Raw genomic sequence first — 17390 nt, 5'->3', positions numbered from 1 at the left:
CGGGGAGGAGCGCAGGCTGGTGCTCGCGCACCGGCTCGCCGCCGCCGCGCTGGCCCGGCATCGCGGGCGCGACCAGGCGCGGCTGCGCCGGACGGTGCTGCGGCGGGCGCTGCGGGCCCGGATCCTGCCCTGGTCCGGGCGGCTCGCGTGGCTGGAGGTGGTGCCCGCGACCACCCGGGGCGCCGACGCGGCCTTCACCGAGGAGCTGATGGCGCTGCGGCCGGGGGCGCGGGCGGCGTACGCGCTGCTGCGGCTGGAGGGGCGGCCCGCCGGCGAGGTGGCGACGATCCTGGCCCGGGCGCGGGTGGCCGATCCCGGCGGCGCGCTGGCGGAGGTCGCGGCGCTGGAGGGGCGGTTCGGCGACGGCGCGGCGGCGATGTTCCGCCCTTCGTCCGACCCGACGCTCGCCCGCTGCTACGGCCGGCTGCCCGGCGGCCGGCCGCGGGCCCGGCTGGTCGCCGGCGCGGTCACGGCGGCGCTGGCGGCGGCGGTCACGGTGGCGGTCACGGTGGCGGTGGTGTTCGGCGCGCCCGAGGTCGTCGCCGTCGGCGCGGCCGGCGAGCCGCCCGGCCCCGCCGTCGTGTCGGCCGCGCCGGGCGCCTGGCGGCGCGGCACCGAGCTGGACCTGTCCACGTGGGAGCCGCGCGGCGCGCTCACCGGCGACGCCGCCCTCGTCGGCCGCGCCCTGCGTGCGTGGGGGCGGCGCACCGGGCAGCTCCTGTACGCCGGGCGCGTGGACGGCGCGCGCCGTGGTGCTGGCGCGCGACGGCGAGCAGGTCGCCCGCTACACCGAGGCGGGCGGGCCGGGCAGGCTGGAGGTGTTCCCCGCGCCGCGCGCCCGGCCCGGCGGCGCTCCCCCGCTCACGCTGCGCGTCACGGCGGCGGGCAGCCGTTACCTGGTGCCGCCGTGGGTGCGCGAGCTGTCGGCCGCGCCGCTGGCCGGCCGGTCCCCGGCGTGGCGTCCGGTCGGGATCGAGGGCGGGGTGACCGCGCCGGTGACTGTGCCGGCGGCGGGCGGGCGGTGCCTGCGGGGGCCGGTGCTGCGGCTGCGGGCGCCGGAGATCGCGCCCGGACTGCCGTACACGATGCTCGATCTCGGCGGGATCTCCCCCGCCGAGGCCCGCTACCGGCCGCCGGAGGGCGGCCCGCTGGACGGGTTCGGCGTCTGGAAGGGGCTCGGCTGCGCGGCCGAGTGGCCGGCCGGCGGCGCCGAGGTGGCGGCGGCGTGGGAGTTCTGGCGCGGCGCGCTGCCCGAGGGGGCGCGCGGGCGCTGGATCTGCCTGCGGCTGGCCGACGCCAGGGGCGGGAGCGTGGTGCGGGGCGTGCTGTTCAGCACTGCTCGCGGGCGTACGTCCGCCCTGCGCACCGGGGGCCGGAGCGGCACCTGGGACTGCAGCCGGCTCCGGCGCGACGTGGTGGCCGGCGCGTGGTGGCGGGCGCCCTCCGGCCGGCACTACTACGTCGCGGCAGGGAGCCGCGGGGTCGCGCGGATCACGCTGGACGGGCGGACGACGCCGGGCCCGTACGCGGTGACGCGCACCCGCGTCGCCGCCCTGTCGGCGGCGAGCGAGCCGGGCGAGGAGGTCGCCGTCCTCCGCTGACGGCAGCGGCCACGCTCAGTGCTGACGCGCGGCCGGTGCGCGGCGGGGCGCCGGTGCGCGGAGGGCGGACAGCACGGCCTGGGCCGCGCGCCGCCCCGAGACGAGGGCGCCCTGCTGGGAGCCGGTGTCGCGGTGGTCGCCGCAGACGTACACGCCGTTGGGCAGCCGGACGGGGCTGCGCAGCGGGTGCGGCGGCGGCATCGCGGGCAGCGCCTCCGGCACCTGGTACGTGGCCAGGTGCTCCCAGGACGAGGTGTCGCCGTAGATCTCGGTCAGCCGTTCGCGCACCGGCCGTTCGTCGCCGGTGACGCCGAGGACGGACGTGGAGATCAGCGCCCGCCCGTCGGCCGCGTACGTGGGCGCGGCGTCGGTGAGCACGATCGTGTCGGTGACCGCGCCGGTGGCGTCGATGACCTGGACGGGCTCTTTCAGCGGCGAGCGCGGCGCGACGTGGTAGAAGGTGGTGACCGGGCGCATCCGCGGGACCTCGATCCCCGGCAGCAGCCGGCCGGCCGCGCCGGGGTCGGCGGCCACCACCACCGCCGCGCCGTCGTACGTGCCGCCGCTCTCGATCACGACCCCGTCGGAGGCGATGCGGGTGACGCGGGCACCGAGGGTGACGGTCCCCGGCGGCAGCCGGTCGGCGAGCTGGCGCGGGATCTCGCCCATCCCGAACGCGGGCACGCCGGTCCTGCCGCGCGCGAAGGAGCGCCAGAGCAGGTGGAAGACCCGGCTGGAGGTCTCCAGGCCGCGTTCGAGCAGCACGCCGGCGAGGAACGGGCGCAGCAGGCCGTCGATCATCGCGTCGGACATGCCCCAGGCGTACAGCTCCTCCAGGGTGGTCCGGTCGTGGCCGCGGCGCAGCCGGGAGGCAGGGAAGGCCATGTCGCGGGCGGTGATCGCGGCCAGCACGGCCTTGTCGCGCGGGGTGCCGATCCCCGACAGCAGCCCGCTGAACGCGTGGCGGGGATGCCGCCACGGCAGCATCACCCGGGAGCGGACGCCCGCGCCGCAGACGAGCAGTCCCGAGGCGAACGCCCGTATGTCCAGGGCCGAGAGGTCGAGGACGCGGCGCGCCTCGGGGTAGCCGGTGAGCAGCACCTGGAAGCCGCGGTCGAGCCGGAACCCGTCCACGACGTCGGTCCGCACCCGGCCGCCGACGCCGTCGGACGCCTCCAGGACCCGTACCGGGACGCCGGCCTCGTGCAGGTGGACGGCGCAGGCCAGGCCCGCGAGGCCGGCGCCGACGACGATGACGGGCGCTTGTCGTTCGCTCATGGGCTCCGCCTACCCGTGAGCCTCCGGATCAGGCCGCGACGACGGTGGGGCGCCAGCGGAACGCGTCGCCGTGCCGCTCGATCCGGCCGAGGCCGGGGAAGGGCAGGTGGTAGGCGTGCACGAGCAGGTTCTCGGCGGCGGCCAGGGCGAGGAGGCGGCGGCGGCTGCGTACGGATCGGGTGGCGTTCCAGTCCCAGGGGGTGCGCCAGGACGGGTGGCGGAGCTGGAGCGGGTCGTAGAAGGTGTCGCCGAGGCAGAGCAGCCGCTCGCCGCGCGAACGCACCAGGTAGGCGGTGTGCCCGGGCGTGTGCCCGGCGGCCTCGACGGTGTGGAGGCCGGGCAGGATCTCGGCGTCGTACGTGAACGTCCGCAGCCGCTCGCCGAGGACGCGGATGGCCTCGTGCGCCGGCCCCCGCTGCTCGGGGAGCGCGCTCTCGGCGGCCGAGGACCAGAAGGCGAGCTCGGCGGCGTGCACGTGCCCGACGGCGCCGGGGTAGGCGGGCTCGCCGGGCCAGACGGCCCCGCGGACGTGGTCCTCGTGCAGGTGGGTGAGGACGACGGCGGCCGGTTCCGGCAGCCCGGCCGCGCGCAGCCCGTCGGGGAGCCTGCCGACGAGGGGCCGGAAGTAGGGGCCGTAGCCGAGGAAGTCCTTGCCGAGGCCGGTGTCGATCACGGCGAGGCCGTCCGGGGTCTCGACGCAGAGGCAGTTGTAGCCGCAGGTGAGCGTACGCCTGCCGAGGCCCTCCGCGGCGACGGCGGCGGCCAGTTCGGGCTCGGGCACGCCGCTGCCGGGGGTGAAGAACGACGACAGCTCGGGCTCCAGGGGCGGTCCCGGCTGGCCGTCGCTGATCACCGCGCAGGCGAGGTCGCCGACGTGGAAGCGGTGGATGAGCAGGCCGTCGTCGCGCACGTCCGCATTCTGCCCTGTTTCCGTTTCGCAAAAAATATATAGACCGGTCTATTATGTCGCCATGACCGAGCAGACCAAGGGCGGCCGGACGAGCGCCCGGCTGGTGGAGTCGATGCTGGAGCTCATCCAGGCACGCGGCTACAGCGGCACCGGCCTCGCCACCGTGACCGAGCACGCCCGCGCCCCCAAGGGGTCGCTGTACTTCCACTTCCCCGAGGGCAAGGAGGCCCTGGGCGAGAAGGCGATCGAGCTGGCCGCCGAGCGGTTCCGCGCCCTGCTGGCCGACGCGCCCGGCGGGCCGCCCGGCGAGGTCGTCGGACAGGTGGTCGAGGTGCTGGCCGGGATGCTCGCCGACAGCGACTTCCAGCTCGGCTGCCCGGTGTCGGTGGTCGCCCTGGAGATGGGCGGGCAGAGCGAACGGCTGCGTGAGGCGTGCGCGCGGGCCTTCGACTCCTGGATCGAGCCGGTCGCCGCCCACCTCGCGGCGCACGGCCGCTCCCCCGCCGAGGCGAGGACGCTGGCCACCGCCGTGGTGAGCACGGTCGAGGGCGCGATGATCGTCTCCCGGGCCCAGCGGTCGGTGGAGCCGATGCGCTGCGCCGCGCACGCCCTCGCCGTGCTGCTGGCGGCCTGAGCATGGGCGAGCGGCATGCCCTGGTGTTCGGGGCGGCGGGGTACGTCGGGCGCTCCCTGGTCCTGGAGCTGGGCCGGGCCGGCGCGCGGGTGAGCGTGGCCACCCGGAGTCAGGAGTCGTACGAGCGGCTGGCCCGGTGGCTGGCCGGACGCGGGCACGACCCGGCGCCGGCCCGCGTACGCGCGGACTTCGCGGCCCCGTCGCTGCTGGCGGACGGGAGCTGGGACGACGTCACCGAGGTCTACAACTGCGCCGGCGCCTACCGGTTCGGGATGACGGCCGAGCAGGCCCGCCGGGCCAACGTGGACAGCGTGCGGGCGATCGTCGCCCTCGCGGCGCGGCTGCCCCGGCTGCGGCGGCTGGTCCACGTGTCCGGCTACCGGGTGGGCGGGCAGGACCCGGGGGCGTGGAGCGAGGAGCGGCGGCGGGCGGCGTACGCGGCGCTCGGCGCGTACGAGGCGTCGAAGGCCGAGGCGGACGCCGTCCTCCAGGCGGAGGCGGACGAGCTGGGCGTGCCCTGGTCGATCGTCAACCCGTCCAGCGTGATCGGCGAGGCCGGCCAGTACCTCGGGCTCGCGGCGAGCGTCGCCGACATCTGGCGGGGCCGGCTGGCCGCGCTGCCCGGGAGCGGGCGGACGTTCGTGCCCGTGGTCGAGGCGGGTCACCTCGCGCGGTTCATGGCCCTGCTGCCGGAGGACCCGGGGGCGGCGCGGCGGGCGTACTGGGTGCTGGACGAGCGCACGCCCGCCCTTCCCGACCTGCTCACGCTCGTCGCCCGGCACTACGAGGTGCCCGCGCCCCGGCTGCGGGTGCCGGTGGCGCTGGTCAGGCGGCTGCCTCCGCGCCTCACCAGGACCGATCCCGAGACGCTGACGTTCCTGTCGGAGGAGCGCTATCCCACGGGGCCGGCGGACGAGTTCGCCGCCCGGCACGGGCTCGTCCGGCCGGACACCGCCGGCGCGATCCGCCGGTGGGCCGACGAGCTGGCGGCGCACCGGTTCGGGGAGGCGCCGGAGGACGGGCGGCGGCGGTTCACGACGGTGGGCGGGGTGCGGACGTTCGAGCTCGGCCCGGCGGGCGCGCCGGCCGTGGTGCTGCCCGGCCTGCCGGTCAACGCCGACACGTGGGCGGGGGTGGCGGCCGCGCTGGGGGACGTACGGGTCGCCGACCTGCCGGGGCTCGGGCTGAGCGGCGGCGGGCCCGGCGACTGGGGGTCGTGGGTGGCGGCGCTGGTGTCCGGGGGCGTGGACCACGTGGTGGCCCACTCGATCGGCGCGGCGGCGGCGCTGGAGGCGGGGTCCTCGCCCGGCCGGCTCACGCTGGTCGCGCCGTTCTTCCTCCAGCGGCGTACGGCGTCGTGGGCGCCCGCCACCCGCCTGTACCTGAGACAGGCCGGCCCCGGGACACTGGCCCGGCGCCTCACGGGGGACCCCACGCACGCGGACGCCCTCCGGACCAGCGCCGCCGACCTACGCCGTCCCGGCGTCGCGTCCCGCGTCGCCCACGCCCTGGCGGCGGCCGGCAACCGCCAGTGGCGCGCCGACCTGCGGGAGCGGCTGCGCGAGCACGAGGGGCGGCTGCACGTCGTCATCGGCGACCGCGATCCGCTCACCCCGGAGGGACGGCGACTCCTGGACGCCCTCCCCCGAGCCACCGTCACCGTCATCCGAGGCGCGGGCCACCACCCGCAGCTCACCCATCCCGAGGAGGTCGCCCACGCCATCGGCGGGTGAGGCCGGGTCAGAGGGGGGCGTCCGCCTGTTCCAGGCGGACGAATGTGGCGCCCGCTGAGACGGCGCGTGCGCCGAGGACGTGGCCGTCGCACATCCGCGTCTCCGCGCCGGCGCCGTCGATGACCTTCCAGGTCACCGGCTCCTCGCACGGGCGGCCGAAGCGGTCGTGGGGCCACTCACGGCGGCAGACCCGGCAGGTGGAGATGCCCGCGCGGGTGGAGAGCGTGTTGCCGTGCTCCGGGCAGACGCCCCACGGCATGCCGCACGGCCGGGCCTGGAGCGCGGCGAGGTCGCCGGCCGCGCGCCCCAGGTCGTCGGCGCCGGCCGACAGCCGCTCGACGGCCTGCCAGGCAGCCCCGAGGTGGTCGCGCTCGGGCGTCCCTGCGGGAGCGCTCAGGCAGAGCTCGCGCACCTCGGCGGCGAGCGCGTCGGCGCGGCTCGCGAGGGCGCGCAGCTGCGCGGGGGTCACGGTCATGCGGGCTCCCCTCCCGACGGAACGGCTCTCCGGACGCGGTCCCGACGTCGGGACGGCTCTCCGGACGCAGATCCTACGTCCGCGGGGCCGTCCCCGTGCGCCGTTCACGATCATGCCCTTCCACGCCCCCGCCGGGCGTCCTGACCTGGAAAACGCCTAGGCGCCCCGTTACGGGGAACTTCGTTGGTCTTCCAACGCATGACCGGAGGATTGTATGAGCGAGACGGAGACCCTGGCGCGACGGGCGACCGACAGCCCGGCCGTGGACAGGCTTGCGCGCGTCGGCCTGGTTTGCCGTGCGGTGCTGTACGCGCTGATCGGCGTGCTGGCGATCCAGATCGCCTTCGGCGGCAACGGTGGCCGCGAGGCCGACAAGAACGGCGCGATCAGCGAGGTGGCGTCGCTGCCGTTCGGCTCGGTCATTCTGTGGATCATGGTGGTGGGGTTCGCCGCCCTGATCGTCTGGCAGGTCGGTGAGGCCATCAAGGCCCACAAAGCGAAGGACCGGGTCGAGGCGATCAGCCGCGTCGCGGTGTACGCGTTCATCTGCTTCGCGCTGCTGACCATGCTGCTGACCGGCGAGACGAACTCCGACGACGAGAAGTCCAGGGACATCACGGGCAAGCTGCTCGACCTTCCCGGCGGCCCGCTCCTGGTCGGCGCGGTCGGGCTCGGCATCATCGCGCTGGGCGTCTACTGGATGCACTACGGCTTCAAGAAGAAGTTCCGCGAGAACCTCAAGCCGATGCCGGCGAAGGCGAGCGCCATGATGGACCGGCTCGGTCTGGCCGGCTACCTGGCCCGCGGGCTGATCGCGGCCGGTGCCGGCGTGTTCGTCATCCAGGCGGCCGTCACCCACGACGCCGACAAGGCGGGCGGCATCGACGCCACGCTCAGGGCGTTCGCCGACACTCCGGTCGGCCCGTGGCTGCTCGTGGTGGTGGCGCTGGGCCTGCTGCTGTTCGGCGTGTACTGCCTGGGCGAGGCCCGCTGGCGCCGTACCTGACCGGAACGCCAGGATCGGGTGTCCCGCGGGCGGAGCTCCCCCGCGGGACACCGTGCTGTACGGGACCGGCCGCGCCGCTAAGTTGATCGTTTTCGCACGTGCGCTTGATCCACTGTTGAGGCCGCAGGCCGTAGGTTCCGAACATGCGTGCAGACATCACCTGGACGGACACGGCCGCCCCCTGGGGCGCCGCCGGGATCTCGGCGGCGGGCATCCCGGTGGCGGCCGTCGTGGCGCTGGCCGTGTGCACGGCGGCGACGTTCGCGATCGGCTGGCGGACCAGAGTGCACGCGGTGCGCCAGGAGCACGCCCGCCGGGCGATCCAGGACCTCATCGCCGCCGTCGGCGACCTGCGCGCCGACCTGCAGGCGGCCGGCACGAGCGCCGAACGCGGCCTCGCCGTCGCGCGCTGGCGTTCGCGGTGGATGCTCGGCGCGGCCCTGCTCGACCTCGTGGACCCCGGCTACGCCGAGATGGTGCGGGTCAAGGGCCGCCGCCTGTACGCCGACCTGATGGCCGCGGGGAAGGACGCCCCGCCGCGCGGGCTGCCGCGTACGAACATCGTCAGGGAGCTGGCCGCCCACCGCGCCCGCCGCATCCGCCCGACGGCCCGCCCGCTGGTCCCCCGGTAATCCGGCGCCCCGGAACGCAACCGTTCCCGCCCCCGCACCCGAAGAAGAGAGCAGCAGGACAGGGTCAGCGGGAGCGGGGCGCCGAGCGCAGCACGGCGAGCTCCTCGTTCATGGCGTCGAGGAAGGCGGCCACGGTGCGGAGCTCGTCGGGACCGAAGCGGGCCAGCGCGTTGCCGGTGCTGCGGCCCAGCGGCCGGAAGAACGCGGCGGCGAACTCCTGCGCGGTGGCGAGGTAGTGCAGGTGGACCACGCGGCGGTCCTGCGCGTCGCGCACGCGGCGGATGTGCCCGGCCCGCTCCAGCCGGTCGAGGCAGGCCGTGACGGCGCCGGAGGTGAGGTTGAGCTCGTCGCGCAGCCGGCTCGGGGTGATCGGCGTCGGCGCGTCGTAGATCATGATGAGCGCCTGGACGTCGGTCGTGTGCAGCCCGTGCTCGTTGGCGAACTCGTGGGCGATGCGGTTGAACTCGGCCGTCATGCGGCGCAGCCGCGCCGCGAACGCCTGGAGCCCGAGATCCCCGCCCCCTGCGGTGTCGCCGTTCATGCGCCCATGCTACATTAACTCAATAATTGAGAGACTCAGTGATTGAGTTATCAGTCGTGACGGAGAGGTGATCACGATGGCGCGGCGGCATGTCCGCTGGCTCGTCCCGGCGCTGCTGGTGCTGGTATGGCTGGCGGTGGGCGGCGGCCTCGGGCCGTTCGCCGGCAAGCTCGGCGAGGTGTCCACGAACGACCAGGCCGCCTTCCTCCCCCAGAGCGCGGAGTCCACGCGGGTGCTGGAGGAGCAGGAGAAGTTCCGGCAGGGCGAGGCGCAGCCGGTCATCGTGGTGTGGACGGCCGGCGGGGGCGAGGCCACCCTCACCGAGGCGCAGCAGGCCGCCGCCACCCGGGCGATCGCCGCGCTGAAGGGCGCGCGGGACGTCGCCGGCACGCCCTCCCCCGCCTTCCCCTCCGACGACAGGCGCGCCCTGCAGGGCGTCGTCCAGCTCAACCCCGAGCTCTCCGGCTCCGAGCTCCGCGACGCCCTCGACCGGATCGGCGACGCGGCGGCCGTGGACGGGCTGCGGGCGCAGCTCGCCGGCCCCGCCGCCTCCCGCGCCGACCTGGCCGGCGCCTTCGCCGGCATCGACGGGCTGCTGCTCCTGGTGGCGCTGGTGACCGTGCTGGTCATCCTGCTCGCGGTGTACCGGAGCGTGCTGCTGCCGCTGGTCATCATCGTCGGCGCGGTCTTCGCGCTCGGCCTGGCCTGCGCCGTCGTGTACGTCCTGGCCGACCGCGACATCGTCCGCGTCGACGGCCAGGTCCAGGGCATCCTGTCCATCCTCGTGATCGGCGCGGCCACCGACTACGCGCTGCTGCTGACCGCCCGCTTCCGCGAGGAGCTGGCCGCCGGCCGCGACCGTCACGCCGCCGGCCAGGTGGCGCTGCGCCGCTCGGTCGAGCCGATCCTCGCCAGCGCCGCCACCGTGGCCCTGGGCCTGCTGGCGCTGCTGCTCAGCAACCTGACCAACAACAAGGCACTCGGCCCGGTCGGCGCGATCGGCATCGCCTGCGCCGCGCTGAGCGCCCTGACGTTCCTGCCCGCCGCCCTCGTCCTGCTGGGCCGGGCCGCCCTGTGGCCGGCCAGGCCGCGCTCGGCGGAGGCCGGGGCGAGCGGGATCTGGAGCCGTGTCGCAGGCTGGGTGGACCGCCGCCCGCGCCGGCTCTGGGTCGCCACCGTCCTGCCGCTGGCCGCGCTCGCCCTGCTCGCACCGCAGCTGGAGGCGCGGGGCGTGCCCCTCGACGAGACCTTCGTCGGCGAGACCCCCTCGGTGGCCGCCCAGGCGACGCTCGGCGAGCACTTCCCCGGCGGCTCGGGCCAGCCGGCCGTCATCGTCGCCCCGGCCGAACGGGTGGAGGACGTGGTGGCCGCGGCCGAGGCCGTCAGAGGCGTGTCGGAGGCGGAGGCGGTCAGCGCGGGCGGCCGGCCGGGCGGCGCCCCCACGGTCGTGGACGGCAAGGTGCTCGTCGAGGCCACGCTGCGCGACGCGCCGGACAGCGACGCCGCCCTCGACACGGTCGCCCGCCTGCGCGCCGCCCTCGACCGCGAGCAGGGCACCATCGTCGGCGGCTACACGGCGCAGCGCCTGGACACGACCGACACCGCGCGGGAGGACACGCTCATCATCGTCCCGGTGGTGCTGGTGATCATCCTGCTCATCCTGGTCCTGCTGCTGCGCTCGCTGGTGATGCCGCTGCTCCTGGTGGCCACGGTGGCGCTGAACTTCCTCGCCACGCTCGGCGTCTCGGCGCTGGTCTTCACGCACCTGTTCGGCTTCACCGGCAGCGACGCCTCCGTCCCGCTGTACGGGTTCGTCTTCCTGGTCGCGCTGGGCGTGGACTACAACATCTTCCTCATGTCCCGCGTACGCGAGGAGACCGGGCGCCACGGGCCGCGGGAGGGCGTGCTGCGCGGCCTGGTCACCACCGGCGGGGTGATCACCTCGGCGGGCGTGGTGCTGGCCGCCACGTTCGCCGCGCTGGTGGTGATCCCGCTGTCGTTCCTGGTGCAGATCGCGTTCATCGTGGCGTTCGGCGTGCTGCTCGACACCCTGGTGGTGCGGTCGCTGCTGGTCCCGGCGCTGGTGCGGGAGCTCGGCGGCCGGGCCTGGTGGCCGAGCCGCCTCGGCCGGCGGGCCGACGCCGGAGCCGGCGACCCGGCGAAGGTGCCCGCCCTGGCCCGCTCGGACGACGAGCGCCGTCCCTGAGACGCCGCCCTTCTCCAGGGGCGGGAGCGTCCCTATGCTCCCGTTCCATGAGCGACTTGTCGCCGTACCTGGCCGCCACGCCGATCCTCGACCACGGCCATCCGCGGGTGCTCGCGCTCGCCGCCGAGGCCCGCGCGGCCGGGGCGGCGGGACGTGACCTGCTGATCGCCGCGCACCGGCTCATCACCGCACGGGTGCGGCCCGTGTACGCCCTGGACGACGAGCAGCCGACGTCCCGCACCCTGCTCCGCGCCCGGGGCTCGTGCAGCCAGCGCCTGGCGGTGCTGGAGGCCGTCTCCCGGGCCTGCGGCATCCCCACCCGGGTCAGGGGCCTGCTGGTGGACGGCCGTTTCTGGCACGTACGGGCCGACCTCGGCCGGTTCGTCGCGCGGGACGTGCTGTTCCGTGAGCACGGGCAGACGGTGTGCCGGCCGGTCCGGGTCGCCGTGGACCCGGTCATGAGCCGTTACGCCGCTTCCGCCGGGAAAGCGAACTAGATTCGTCTCATGGACGTGCGCCGGGTCGCCGTCGTCGGCTACGACGGCGCCGAGCTGATCGACATCGCCTGCGTCACCACGAGCCTCGGCATGGTCAGCGAGTACGGCCGCGCCCGCGTCCCCTACCGCACCCAGCTGCTGACGCCGGGCGGCCACTCCATCAGCCTGCCCACCGGGCTGAGCCTCCAGGGCGGCCACCCGCTGGAGCGCGCCACCGGCCCGTTCGACACCGTGCTCGTCTCGGGCGGTCTCGGGCACGAGAAGGCCGCGGGCAACCCGCTGATCGTCGCCCACGTACGCAGGCTGGCGCGCGAGAGCCGCCGCATCGCCTCCATCTGCACCGGCGCGGGCATCCTGGCCGCCGCCGGCCTGCTGCACGGGCGGCGCGTCACCACCCACTGGCGCTACGCCGGCGAGCTGGCCGCCCGCCACCCCGAGGTGACCGTGGACGCCGACCCCATCTACATCCGGGACGGCAACCTCATCACCTCGGCCGGGGTGACCAGCGCGCTGGACCTGTCGATCGCGCTGATCGAGGAGGACCACGGCGCCGAGATGGCCCGGCTGATCGCCCGCCACCTGGTGATCTACCTGCAGCGCCCCGGCAACCAGGCGCAGATGAGCATCTTCACGGCCGCGCCGCCGCCCGGCAACGACGTGGTGCGCGGCGTGGTCGAGCACGTCCTCGCCTGCCTCGACGACGACCTGTCCGCCGCCGCGCTGGCCGCCCGCGCGGGGATCAGCGTCCGGCACCTGACCCGGCTGTTCCTCACCCATCTCGGCCGCACACCCGCGCAGTACGTCAGGCACGCCCGCCTGGAGGCCGCCGCCCACCTGCTGGCCGGCACGTCCCTGCCGATGCCGGCCGTCGCGGCCCGCTGCGGCTTCGGCTCCGCCGAGACCCTCCGCCAGGCGTTCACCACCAGGTACGGCATCGCGCCCTCCCGCTACCGCCAGGTCCACGGCGGCCACTGAGAAGGACCCGTAGTGGATCACAAGTCAGTCTCAAGTGCTCATCCCTAACGTTCGGGACGACCGGCGCTCACCCTGGGCGCCGGGAACCCGGAGGGCCGCGGTGACGCGGCCAGGAGAGTGAGTCATGTCGAAGATCACGATCGACGATCTGCCGTTCGAGGGGGCCGAGCTCTCGCAGGCCGAGCTGGGCGAGGTGGCCGGCGGCCGGCGCAAGGAGTGGACCGCCAGCGCCTGGACCCTCGACGACGTGCCCTACGAGTGGTGGCTGATCTGAGATCCGGCGAGAGCCGATAGCTGAACCGCGCGGTGGGACGGCGACGTCCCACCGCGCTCTTTCGTGAGGACGTTCTGGACGGGACCGGCAGTGATAATGATCATGAGCGCGCGCGGGGACGGCGCCGCCGAGAAGGTGCTGGGCGCGCTGCTGCGGCGCGGCGCCCGGCTGCTCGGCGACGACGGGCCCGGCGTACCCGTGCTCTGGTGGGACAACGGCGACTTCCCCGGCGCGAGCCGGATCACCGCGGAGCTCGCCGGCGACCGGCGGCGGCTGCTCCTCGACACCGGCGAGCACACCGTGGACCTGTCGGAGGTCACCGCGGTGTGGCGCAGCCGGCCGAGCGGGCCGCGCGCGGCCGCGGAGGTGAGCGAGGACAGCCACCGGGAGCACGCCCGGCTGCAGGCCGAGGTCATGCTCGACGGCGTGTGGAGCCTGCTCGGCGCCCGCTGGCTGCCCGGCACCCGCGCCGACGAGCTGCGCGCGCACAACAAGGTCTTCCACCTGGCGCGCGCCGCCGCGCTCGGCTTCACCGTGCCCGACACGATCTACACCAACGACCCGGCGCGGCTCGCGCCCGCGTACGAGGCCGCGGGCGGACGCCTGGTGGCCAAGCAGATCGCGGCCGAACGGTTCAGGATCGACGGCGAGCCGCACCGGGCGTACACGACCGTGGTCGGGCGGCGGCACCTGACCTCGCGGCACCGGCTGCGGCACGAGCCCGTCATCCTGCAGCCGTACGTGGACAAGGCCGTCGAGCTGCGCGTCATCGTGGTCGGCGAGCGGGCGCTCGCGGCCGAGATCGACGTCTCCGCCTCCGCCACGGCCCGGGACGACTGGCGGCACTACGACAACGACCGCGTCCGGTACGGGCCGCACGAGCTGCCCGAGGACGTGGCGCGGCGCTGCGCCCGGCTGGTCGCCGACGTCGGCCTCACCTACGCCGCCCTGGACCTCATCGTCACGCCCGGCGGCGAGTACGTGTTCCTGGAGCTGAACTCCAACGGCGCGTGGGGGTTCGTCGAACTGTGGGCCGGGCTGCCGGTCAGCGACACGATCGCGGCCTGGCTGATGGATGGAGGGAAACCGTGACGGGAAGCGCCTTCGCGCAGGCCCTGGAGTCGGGGGTGGAGCTGCTGCGCTCGCTGCCGCGCCGCCGCTCCGCCGTGTCCGCCGCGCGGGCGGCGGCCCGCGAATGGGCGGCGCGGCATCCGGCGGTCGCGGCGCAGCTCGTCGTGGACGAGCGGCCGGGGACGCCGGTGGTGGACTACGACCTGCTCCTCGACCACCCCGGCGGCGGGACCGTGGCGGTGACCGCGCCCGCCGAGGACGGGGTGCCGTGGCTGGTCGACCACTCGACGCACTGGGCGGCCGGGCAGCTCGTCAGCGTGGACGGGGTGCACGTGTCGGTGTCGCAGGCGCTGACCATGCTGCGGACGCTGTCGAGGGGCGACGCCTCGCCGTACCAGGAGATCGTGGACCAGTGCCTGCTGGCGGCGGCCCTGGACGAGGCCGGCGGCGACGACGTGCCCGTGAGCGCGGCGGACCTGCAGGCGACGGCGGACGCGTTCCGCCGGGGGCGCGGGCTGCACGACCGGGCGGCCACGCTGGCCTGGATGGCGGCGGCGGGCATGTCGGGCGAGCAGTTCGAGTCCTACCTCGCCGGGATCGCGCGGCGGCGGCGCTTCCGCGCGGACAAGGAGGCCGAGCTGGCCCCGCGGCACCTGGCCGCGCACCGGGCGGACTTCGCGCGGGTGCGGGCCGTCTGGGTGACCGGGCCGGCGCAGGTCGTCGCGGCCGATGCCGGCGAGCTGGCCGGCGCGGCGGCCGGGCACGAGGAGGCGGTGGTGACGGTGGGCACCCGCTGGGAGCACGAGCTTCCCGAGGCGCTGCGCGGCGCGGCCCCCGGCGACGTCGTGGGACCGGTGCCCCTGGCTTCCAGGGAGTTCCTGACCGGGGCCGTGCTGTCCAGGACCGCCGCGGGCGACGACCCGGAGACGCTGGCGGCGGCCGGGCGGGCGGCGTTCGGGCGGTGGCTGGCGGAGCGGCGCGCGGCCGCCAAGGTCGAATGGCACTGGTCATGAGCGACCCGTACGACGCCACCCGTCCCCTCCACCACCCCCGCCACGCCGCCCCGCCGTCCCCGACGCCCCCGGCCCCGCCGCCCCCGGCCCCGCCGCCTTCAGCCCGGCCGCCCTCGCCCCCTGCTCCGGCCCCCGCTCCCCCGCCACTCCCGGCCTCGCCGCCCTCTCCCCCTGCTCCGGCCCCCGCTCCTCAAGGCGCGCGGCCCGGGACGGGCGGGCGGGGCATCTACCGGGAGGAGGCGTTACGGAGGAGGGCCGCCGGCCGGGGCCCCGCCGAGACGGGGCCCACGGTGGGCGGCCCGTCGTTCCTGGTGCTGTGGCTGATCGTGATGGCGATCCTCGCGGCCGCCGTCGTCCTCACCGTGCTGACCCTGCGCGCCGCGGGAGCCGCCGCGTGATCCGCCGCCTGCCCGTCATCCTGCAGAACACCACCACCGAGTGCGGCGCCGCGTGCCTGGCGATGGTGCTGTGCCATCACGGCCGCCGCGTCACCCTCCACGAGGTCGCCGAACGCCTCCAGGTCGGCAGGGACGGCCTGAGCGCCAAGGCCATCGTGGACGGCGCCCGCGAGCACGGGCTCAAGGCCCGCGCCTTCTCCCTGGCCCCCGAGGACCTGGCCCGCGTGCCGCTCCCGGCGGTGGCGCACTGGGAGTTCAGCCACTTCGTGGTGGTGGAGCGCTGGTCGCCGGACCGCGTGGACGTCGTGGACCCGGCGACGGGCCGCCGCAGGATGACCGCCGAGGAGTTCGGCGCGGGGTTCACCGGCGTGCTGCTGGTGTTCGAGCCCGGCGAGGGGTTCGAGCGCGGCACGACGTCGATGGCGAGCGCCTGGCGCAGGGAGTTCGTCCGGACGCTGTTCCGGCGGCGCAAGGGCCTGCTGGCGCAGATCGTGGCCGCCTCGCTGCTGCTGCAGGTGCTCGGGCTGGCGCTGCCGCTGTTCTCCCAGCTCCTGCTTGACCTGATCGTCCCGTCGCGGGGCGTGGAGGTGCTGACGCTACTGGGCGGCGCGGTGCTGCTGGCGGGCGCGGCCCAGCTCGCCATCGGCTACCTGCGCAGCGCGCTGCTCGTGGCCGTGCGGGCGCGGGCCGACCAGGAGCTGACCGAGGGGGTGGTCAAGCATCTGGTGGCGCTGCCGTACCGGTACTTCACCCAGCGCGGCAAGGGCGACCTGGTGACCCGGGCGGCCAGCGTGGCGCAGCTCGGCGACATCCTCACCAGCCAGGTGGTGGCGGCGCTGCTGGACGGGCCGCTCGCGGTCGGCTACCTGGTGGTGGTCTACCTGTGGGACCCGGTCTTCGGGCTGGCGCTGACCGGGGTGGCCGTGGTGCAGACGGTCCTCATGCTGGTCACCGCCGGCCGGGTCGCCACGCTGACCCGGCAGGAGCTGAACGCGTTGTCGGCCTCGCAGGGCAGCCTCATCCAGACGATCAACGGGATCGAGACGCTGAAGGCGTCGGGGGCCGAACGCCGGGCGGTGGAGCAGTGGTCGGCGTACTTCGCAAGGCAGGTCGACGCGGACGTGCGCACCGGGCTGACCCGGGGCCTGCTGGAGTCGTCGCTGGCGGCGATCCGGGTGATGGCGCCGCTCGGGCTGCTGTGGCTGGGCGCCTGGCGGGTGCTCGACGGGCAGCTCACGGTGGGCGCGCTCATCGCGCTCAACGCGATCGCCCTGGCCGCGCTGACCCCGCTCGGCTCCCTCATGACGGGGCTGCAGAGCCTGCAGCAGGCGGGCGCGCACTTCGACCGGCTGTCGGACATCCTGGCCTCGGAGCCGGAGCCGAGCGAGGGCATCGAGGTGCTGCGGCTGCGCGGCGCGATCGAGTTGCGCGGGGTGAGCTTCCGTCACGACCCGCGCAGCCCGTGGACGGTGCGGGACGTCTCGGTCACCATCCGGCCCGGCCAGAAGGTGGCGCTGGTGGGGGCGTCCGGCTCGGGCAAGACCACGCTCGCCCGGCTGCTGCTGGCGCTGCACCTGCCGGTGGAGGGCGAGATCCGCTACGACGGCGTCCCGGCCGGTGAGCTGAACCTGCGGACGCTGCGCCGCCAGTTCGGCGTGGTCACCCAGGACCCGTCCCTGTTCAACGGCTCGATCAGGGAGAACATCGCGCTGAACGACCCGGCCGCGCCCCTCGAGCGGGTGGTGGCCGCGGCCCGCCTGGCCGAGCTGCACGAGGAGGTGATGGCCATGCCCATGGGGTACGAGACGATGCTCACCGACGGCGGCGGGCTGTCGGGCGGCCAGCGCCAGCGTCTCGCCCTGGCCCGCGCGGTGCTGCCGCGCCCCAAGGTGCTGCTGCTGGACGAGGCCACCAGCAACCTCGACAGCGCCACCGAGGCCGCCATCGAGGCGAACCTGGGCGGCCTCGCGCAGACGAGGATCGTCATCGCCCACCGCCTGAGCACGGTCCGCGACGCGGATCTCATCCTGGTGGTGGACCGGGGGCGGGTCGTGGAGCGCGGCACGCACGAGGAGCTGCTGGCGCTGCGCGGCGGGTACGCCCGCCTGGTGGCGGCCCAGAGCGCGAGCCGGTGAGGGGGCCCGGT

The 17390-nt window shown here is 75.6% G+C and carries 19 protein-coding genes; 13 read left to right on the top strand and 6 right to left on the bottom strand.

What is annotated here, in order from left to right; translation table 11 throughout:
* Together AC27IY_RS15195 and AC27IY_RS15190 are read right to left on the bottom strand one after the other, a co-directional pair.
* Positions 1 to 198 (bottom strand): hypothetical protein (locus tag AC27IY_RS15195; protein ID WP_487178315.1); only part of this gene is annotated, 198 nt, incomplete at its 3' end.
* A 216-nt stretch (positions 199 to 414) separates the two neighbouring features.
* Positions 415 to 708, bottom strand: coding sequence for a hypothetical protein (locus AC27IY_RS15190; RefSeq protein ID WP_487178314.1), 294 nt, complete (start codon positions 706 to 708; stop codon positions 415 to 417).
* Between the two features lie 41 nt (positions 709 to 749).
* Between AC27IY_RS15190 and AC27IY_RS15185 the strand changes: the two genes are divergently transcribed.
* Positions 750 to 1601, top strand: a complete 852-nt coding sequence (locus AC27IY_RS15185; RefSeq protein ID WP_487178313.1) for a hypothetical protein — start codon at positions 750 to 752, stop codon at positions 1599 to 1601.
* Between the two features lie 15 nt (positions 1602 to 1616).
* Here AC27IY_RS15185 and AC27IY_RS15180 read toward each other — a convergent pair whose 3' ends face one another.
* Both AC27IY_RS15180 and AC27IY_RS15175 read right to left on the bottom strand, forming a co-directional pair.
* Positions 1617 to 2879 (bottom strand): NAD(P)/FAD-dependent oxidoreductase, encoded by a 1263-nt coding sequence (locus AC27IY_RS15180; RefSeq protein ID WP_487178312.1) that lies wholly within the window; start codon positions 2877 to 2879, stop codon positions 1617 to 1619.
* Between the two features lie 28 nt (positions 2880 to 2907).
* Positions 2908 to 3789 (bottom strand): MBL fold metallo-hydrolase, encoded by an 882-nt coding sequence (locus tag AC27IY_RS15175; protein WP_487178311.1) that lies wholly within the window; start codon positions 3787 to 3789, stop codon positions 2908 to 2910.
* 61 nt (positions 3790 to 3850) lie between these two features.
* Between AC27IY_RS15175 and AC27IY_RS15170 the strand changes: the two genes are divergently transcribed.
* Complete coding sequence (locus tag AC27IY_RS15170) at positions 3851 to 4423, top strand: TetR/AcrR family transcriptional regulator (protein ID WP_449954012.1); 573 nt, start codon at positions 3851 to 3853, stop codon at positions 4421 to 4423.
* Between the two features lie 2 nt (positions 4424 to 4425).
* The gene (locus tag AC27IY_RS15165; protein ID WP_487178310.1) at positions 4426 to 6156 is read left to right on the top strand and encodes an SDR family oxidoreductase; all 1731 of its coding nucleotides are present in this window, start codon (positions 4426 to 4428) and stop codon (positions 6154 to 6156) included.
* 7 nt (positions 6157 to 6163) lie between these two features.
* On the opposite strand, the gene AC27IY_RS15160 is transcribed toward AC27IY_RS15165, so the two are convergent.
* Positions 6164 to 6631: a hypothetical protein gene (locus AC27IY_RS15160; protein ID WP_364455989.1), complete on the bottom strand. Its 468-nt coding sequence runs from the start codon at positions 6629 to 6631 to the stop codon at positions 6164 to 6166.
* 214 nt (positions 6632 to 6845) lie between these two features.
* On the opposite strand from AC27IY_RS15160, the gene AC27IY_RS15155 reads away from it, so the two are divergent.
* Both AC27IY_RS15155 and AC27IY_RS15150 read left to right on the top strand, forming a co-directional pair.
* Positions 6846 to 7637, top strand: a complete 792-nt coding sequence (locus tag AC27IY_RS15155) for a DUF1206 domain-containing protein (protein WP_487178309.1) — start codon at positions 6846 to 6848, stop codon at positions 7635 to 7637.
* Between the two features lie 143 nt (positions 7638 to 7780).
* Positions 7781 to 8269 carry a hypothetical protein gene (locus AC27IY_RS15150; RefSeq protein ID WP_364455993.1) on the top strand — a complete coding sequence of 163 codons (489 nt, stop codon included), beginning with the start codon at positions 7781 to 7783 and terminating at the stop codon, positions 8267 to 8269.
* Between the two features lie 64 nt (positions 8270 to 8333).
* Here AC27IY_RS15150 and AC27IY_RS15145 read toward each other — a convergent pair whose 3' ends face one another.
* The gene (locus AC27IY_RS15145; protein ID WP_344206289.1) at positions 8334 to 8810 is read right to left on the bottom strand and encodes a MarR family winged helix-turn-helix transcriptional regulator; all 477 of its coding nucleotides are present in this window, start codon (positions 8808 to 8810) and stop codon (positions 8334 to 8336) included.
* A gap of 76 nt (positions 8811 to 8886) precedes the next feature.
* Here AC27IY_RS15145 and AC27IY_RS15140 point away from each other — a divergent pair, with 76 nt between their 5' ends.
* From AC27IY_RS15140 to AC27IY_RS15105, 8 genes are all read left to right on the top strand, one after another.
* On the top strand, positions 8887 to 11016 hold the full coding sequence (locus AC27IY_RS15140; protein WP_487178308.1) for an MMPL family transporter: 2130 nt from the start codon (positions 8887 to 8889) through the stop codon (positions 11014 to 11016).
* A 47-nt stretch (positions 11017 to 11063) separates the two neighbouring features.
* Positions 11064 to 11513, top strand: coding sequence for a hypothetical protein (locus tag AC27IY_RS15135; protein ID WP_487178307.1), 450 nt, complete (start codon positions 11064 to 11066; stop codon positions 11511 to 11513).
* Between the two features lie 9 nt (positions 11514 to 11522).
* The gene (locus tag AC27IY_RS15130) at positions 11523 to 12488 is read left to right on the top strand and encodes a GlxA family transcriptional regulator (RefSeq protein WP_487178306.1); all 966 of its coding nucleotides are present in this window, start codon (positions 11523 to 11525) and stop codon (positions 12486 to 12488) included.
* 124 nt (positions 12489 to 12612) lie between these two features.
* A complete protein-coding gene (locus AC27IY_RS15125) occupies positions 12613 to 12762 on the top strand; it encodes a putative ATP-grasp target RiPP (RefSeq protein ID WP_344206282.1) in 150 nt (49 codons plus the stop codon).
* 102 nt (positions 12763 to 12864) lie between these two features.
* Positions 12865 to 13854, top strand: coding sequence for an MvdC/MvdD family ATP grasp protein (locus AC27IY_RS15120; protein WP_449954031.1), 990 nt, complete (start codon positions 12865 to 12867; stop codon positions 13852 to 13854).
* Entirely contained in the window at positions 13851 to 14846 is a 996-nt protein-coding gene (locus AC27IY_RS15115; RefSeq protein ID WP_487178305.1) for a TIGR04500 family putative peptide maturation system protein, read from the top strand. Before AC27IY_RS15120 ends, AC27IY_RS15115 begins: the two co-directional genes overlap by 4 nt.
* Positions 14831 to 15244, top strand: a complete 414-nt coding sequence (locus tag AC27IY_RS15110) for a hypothetical protein (protein WP_487178304.1) — start codon at positions 14831 to 14833, stop codon at positions 15242 to 15244. Before AC27IY_RS15115 ends, AC27IY_RS15110 begins: the two co-directional genes overlap by 16 nt.
* Positions 15241 to 17379 carry a peptidase domain-containing ABC transporter gene (locus tag AC27IY_RS15105; protein WP_487178303.1) on the top strand — a complete coding sequence of 713 codons (2139 nt, stop codon included), beginning with the start codon at positions 15241 to 15243 and terminating at the stop codon, positions 17377 to 17379. Before AC27IY_RS15110 ends, AC27IY_RS15105 begins: the two co-directional genes overlap by 4 nt.
* The last annotated feature ends 11 nt before the right edge of the window (positions 17380 to 17390 follow it).

The sequence above is a fragment of the Nonomuraea sp. B208 genome, assembly GCF_057536035.1.
Note: the sequence above shows the minus strand (reverse complement) of the source record. Positions and strands in the feature narration are given on the sequence as shown.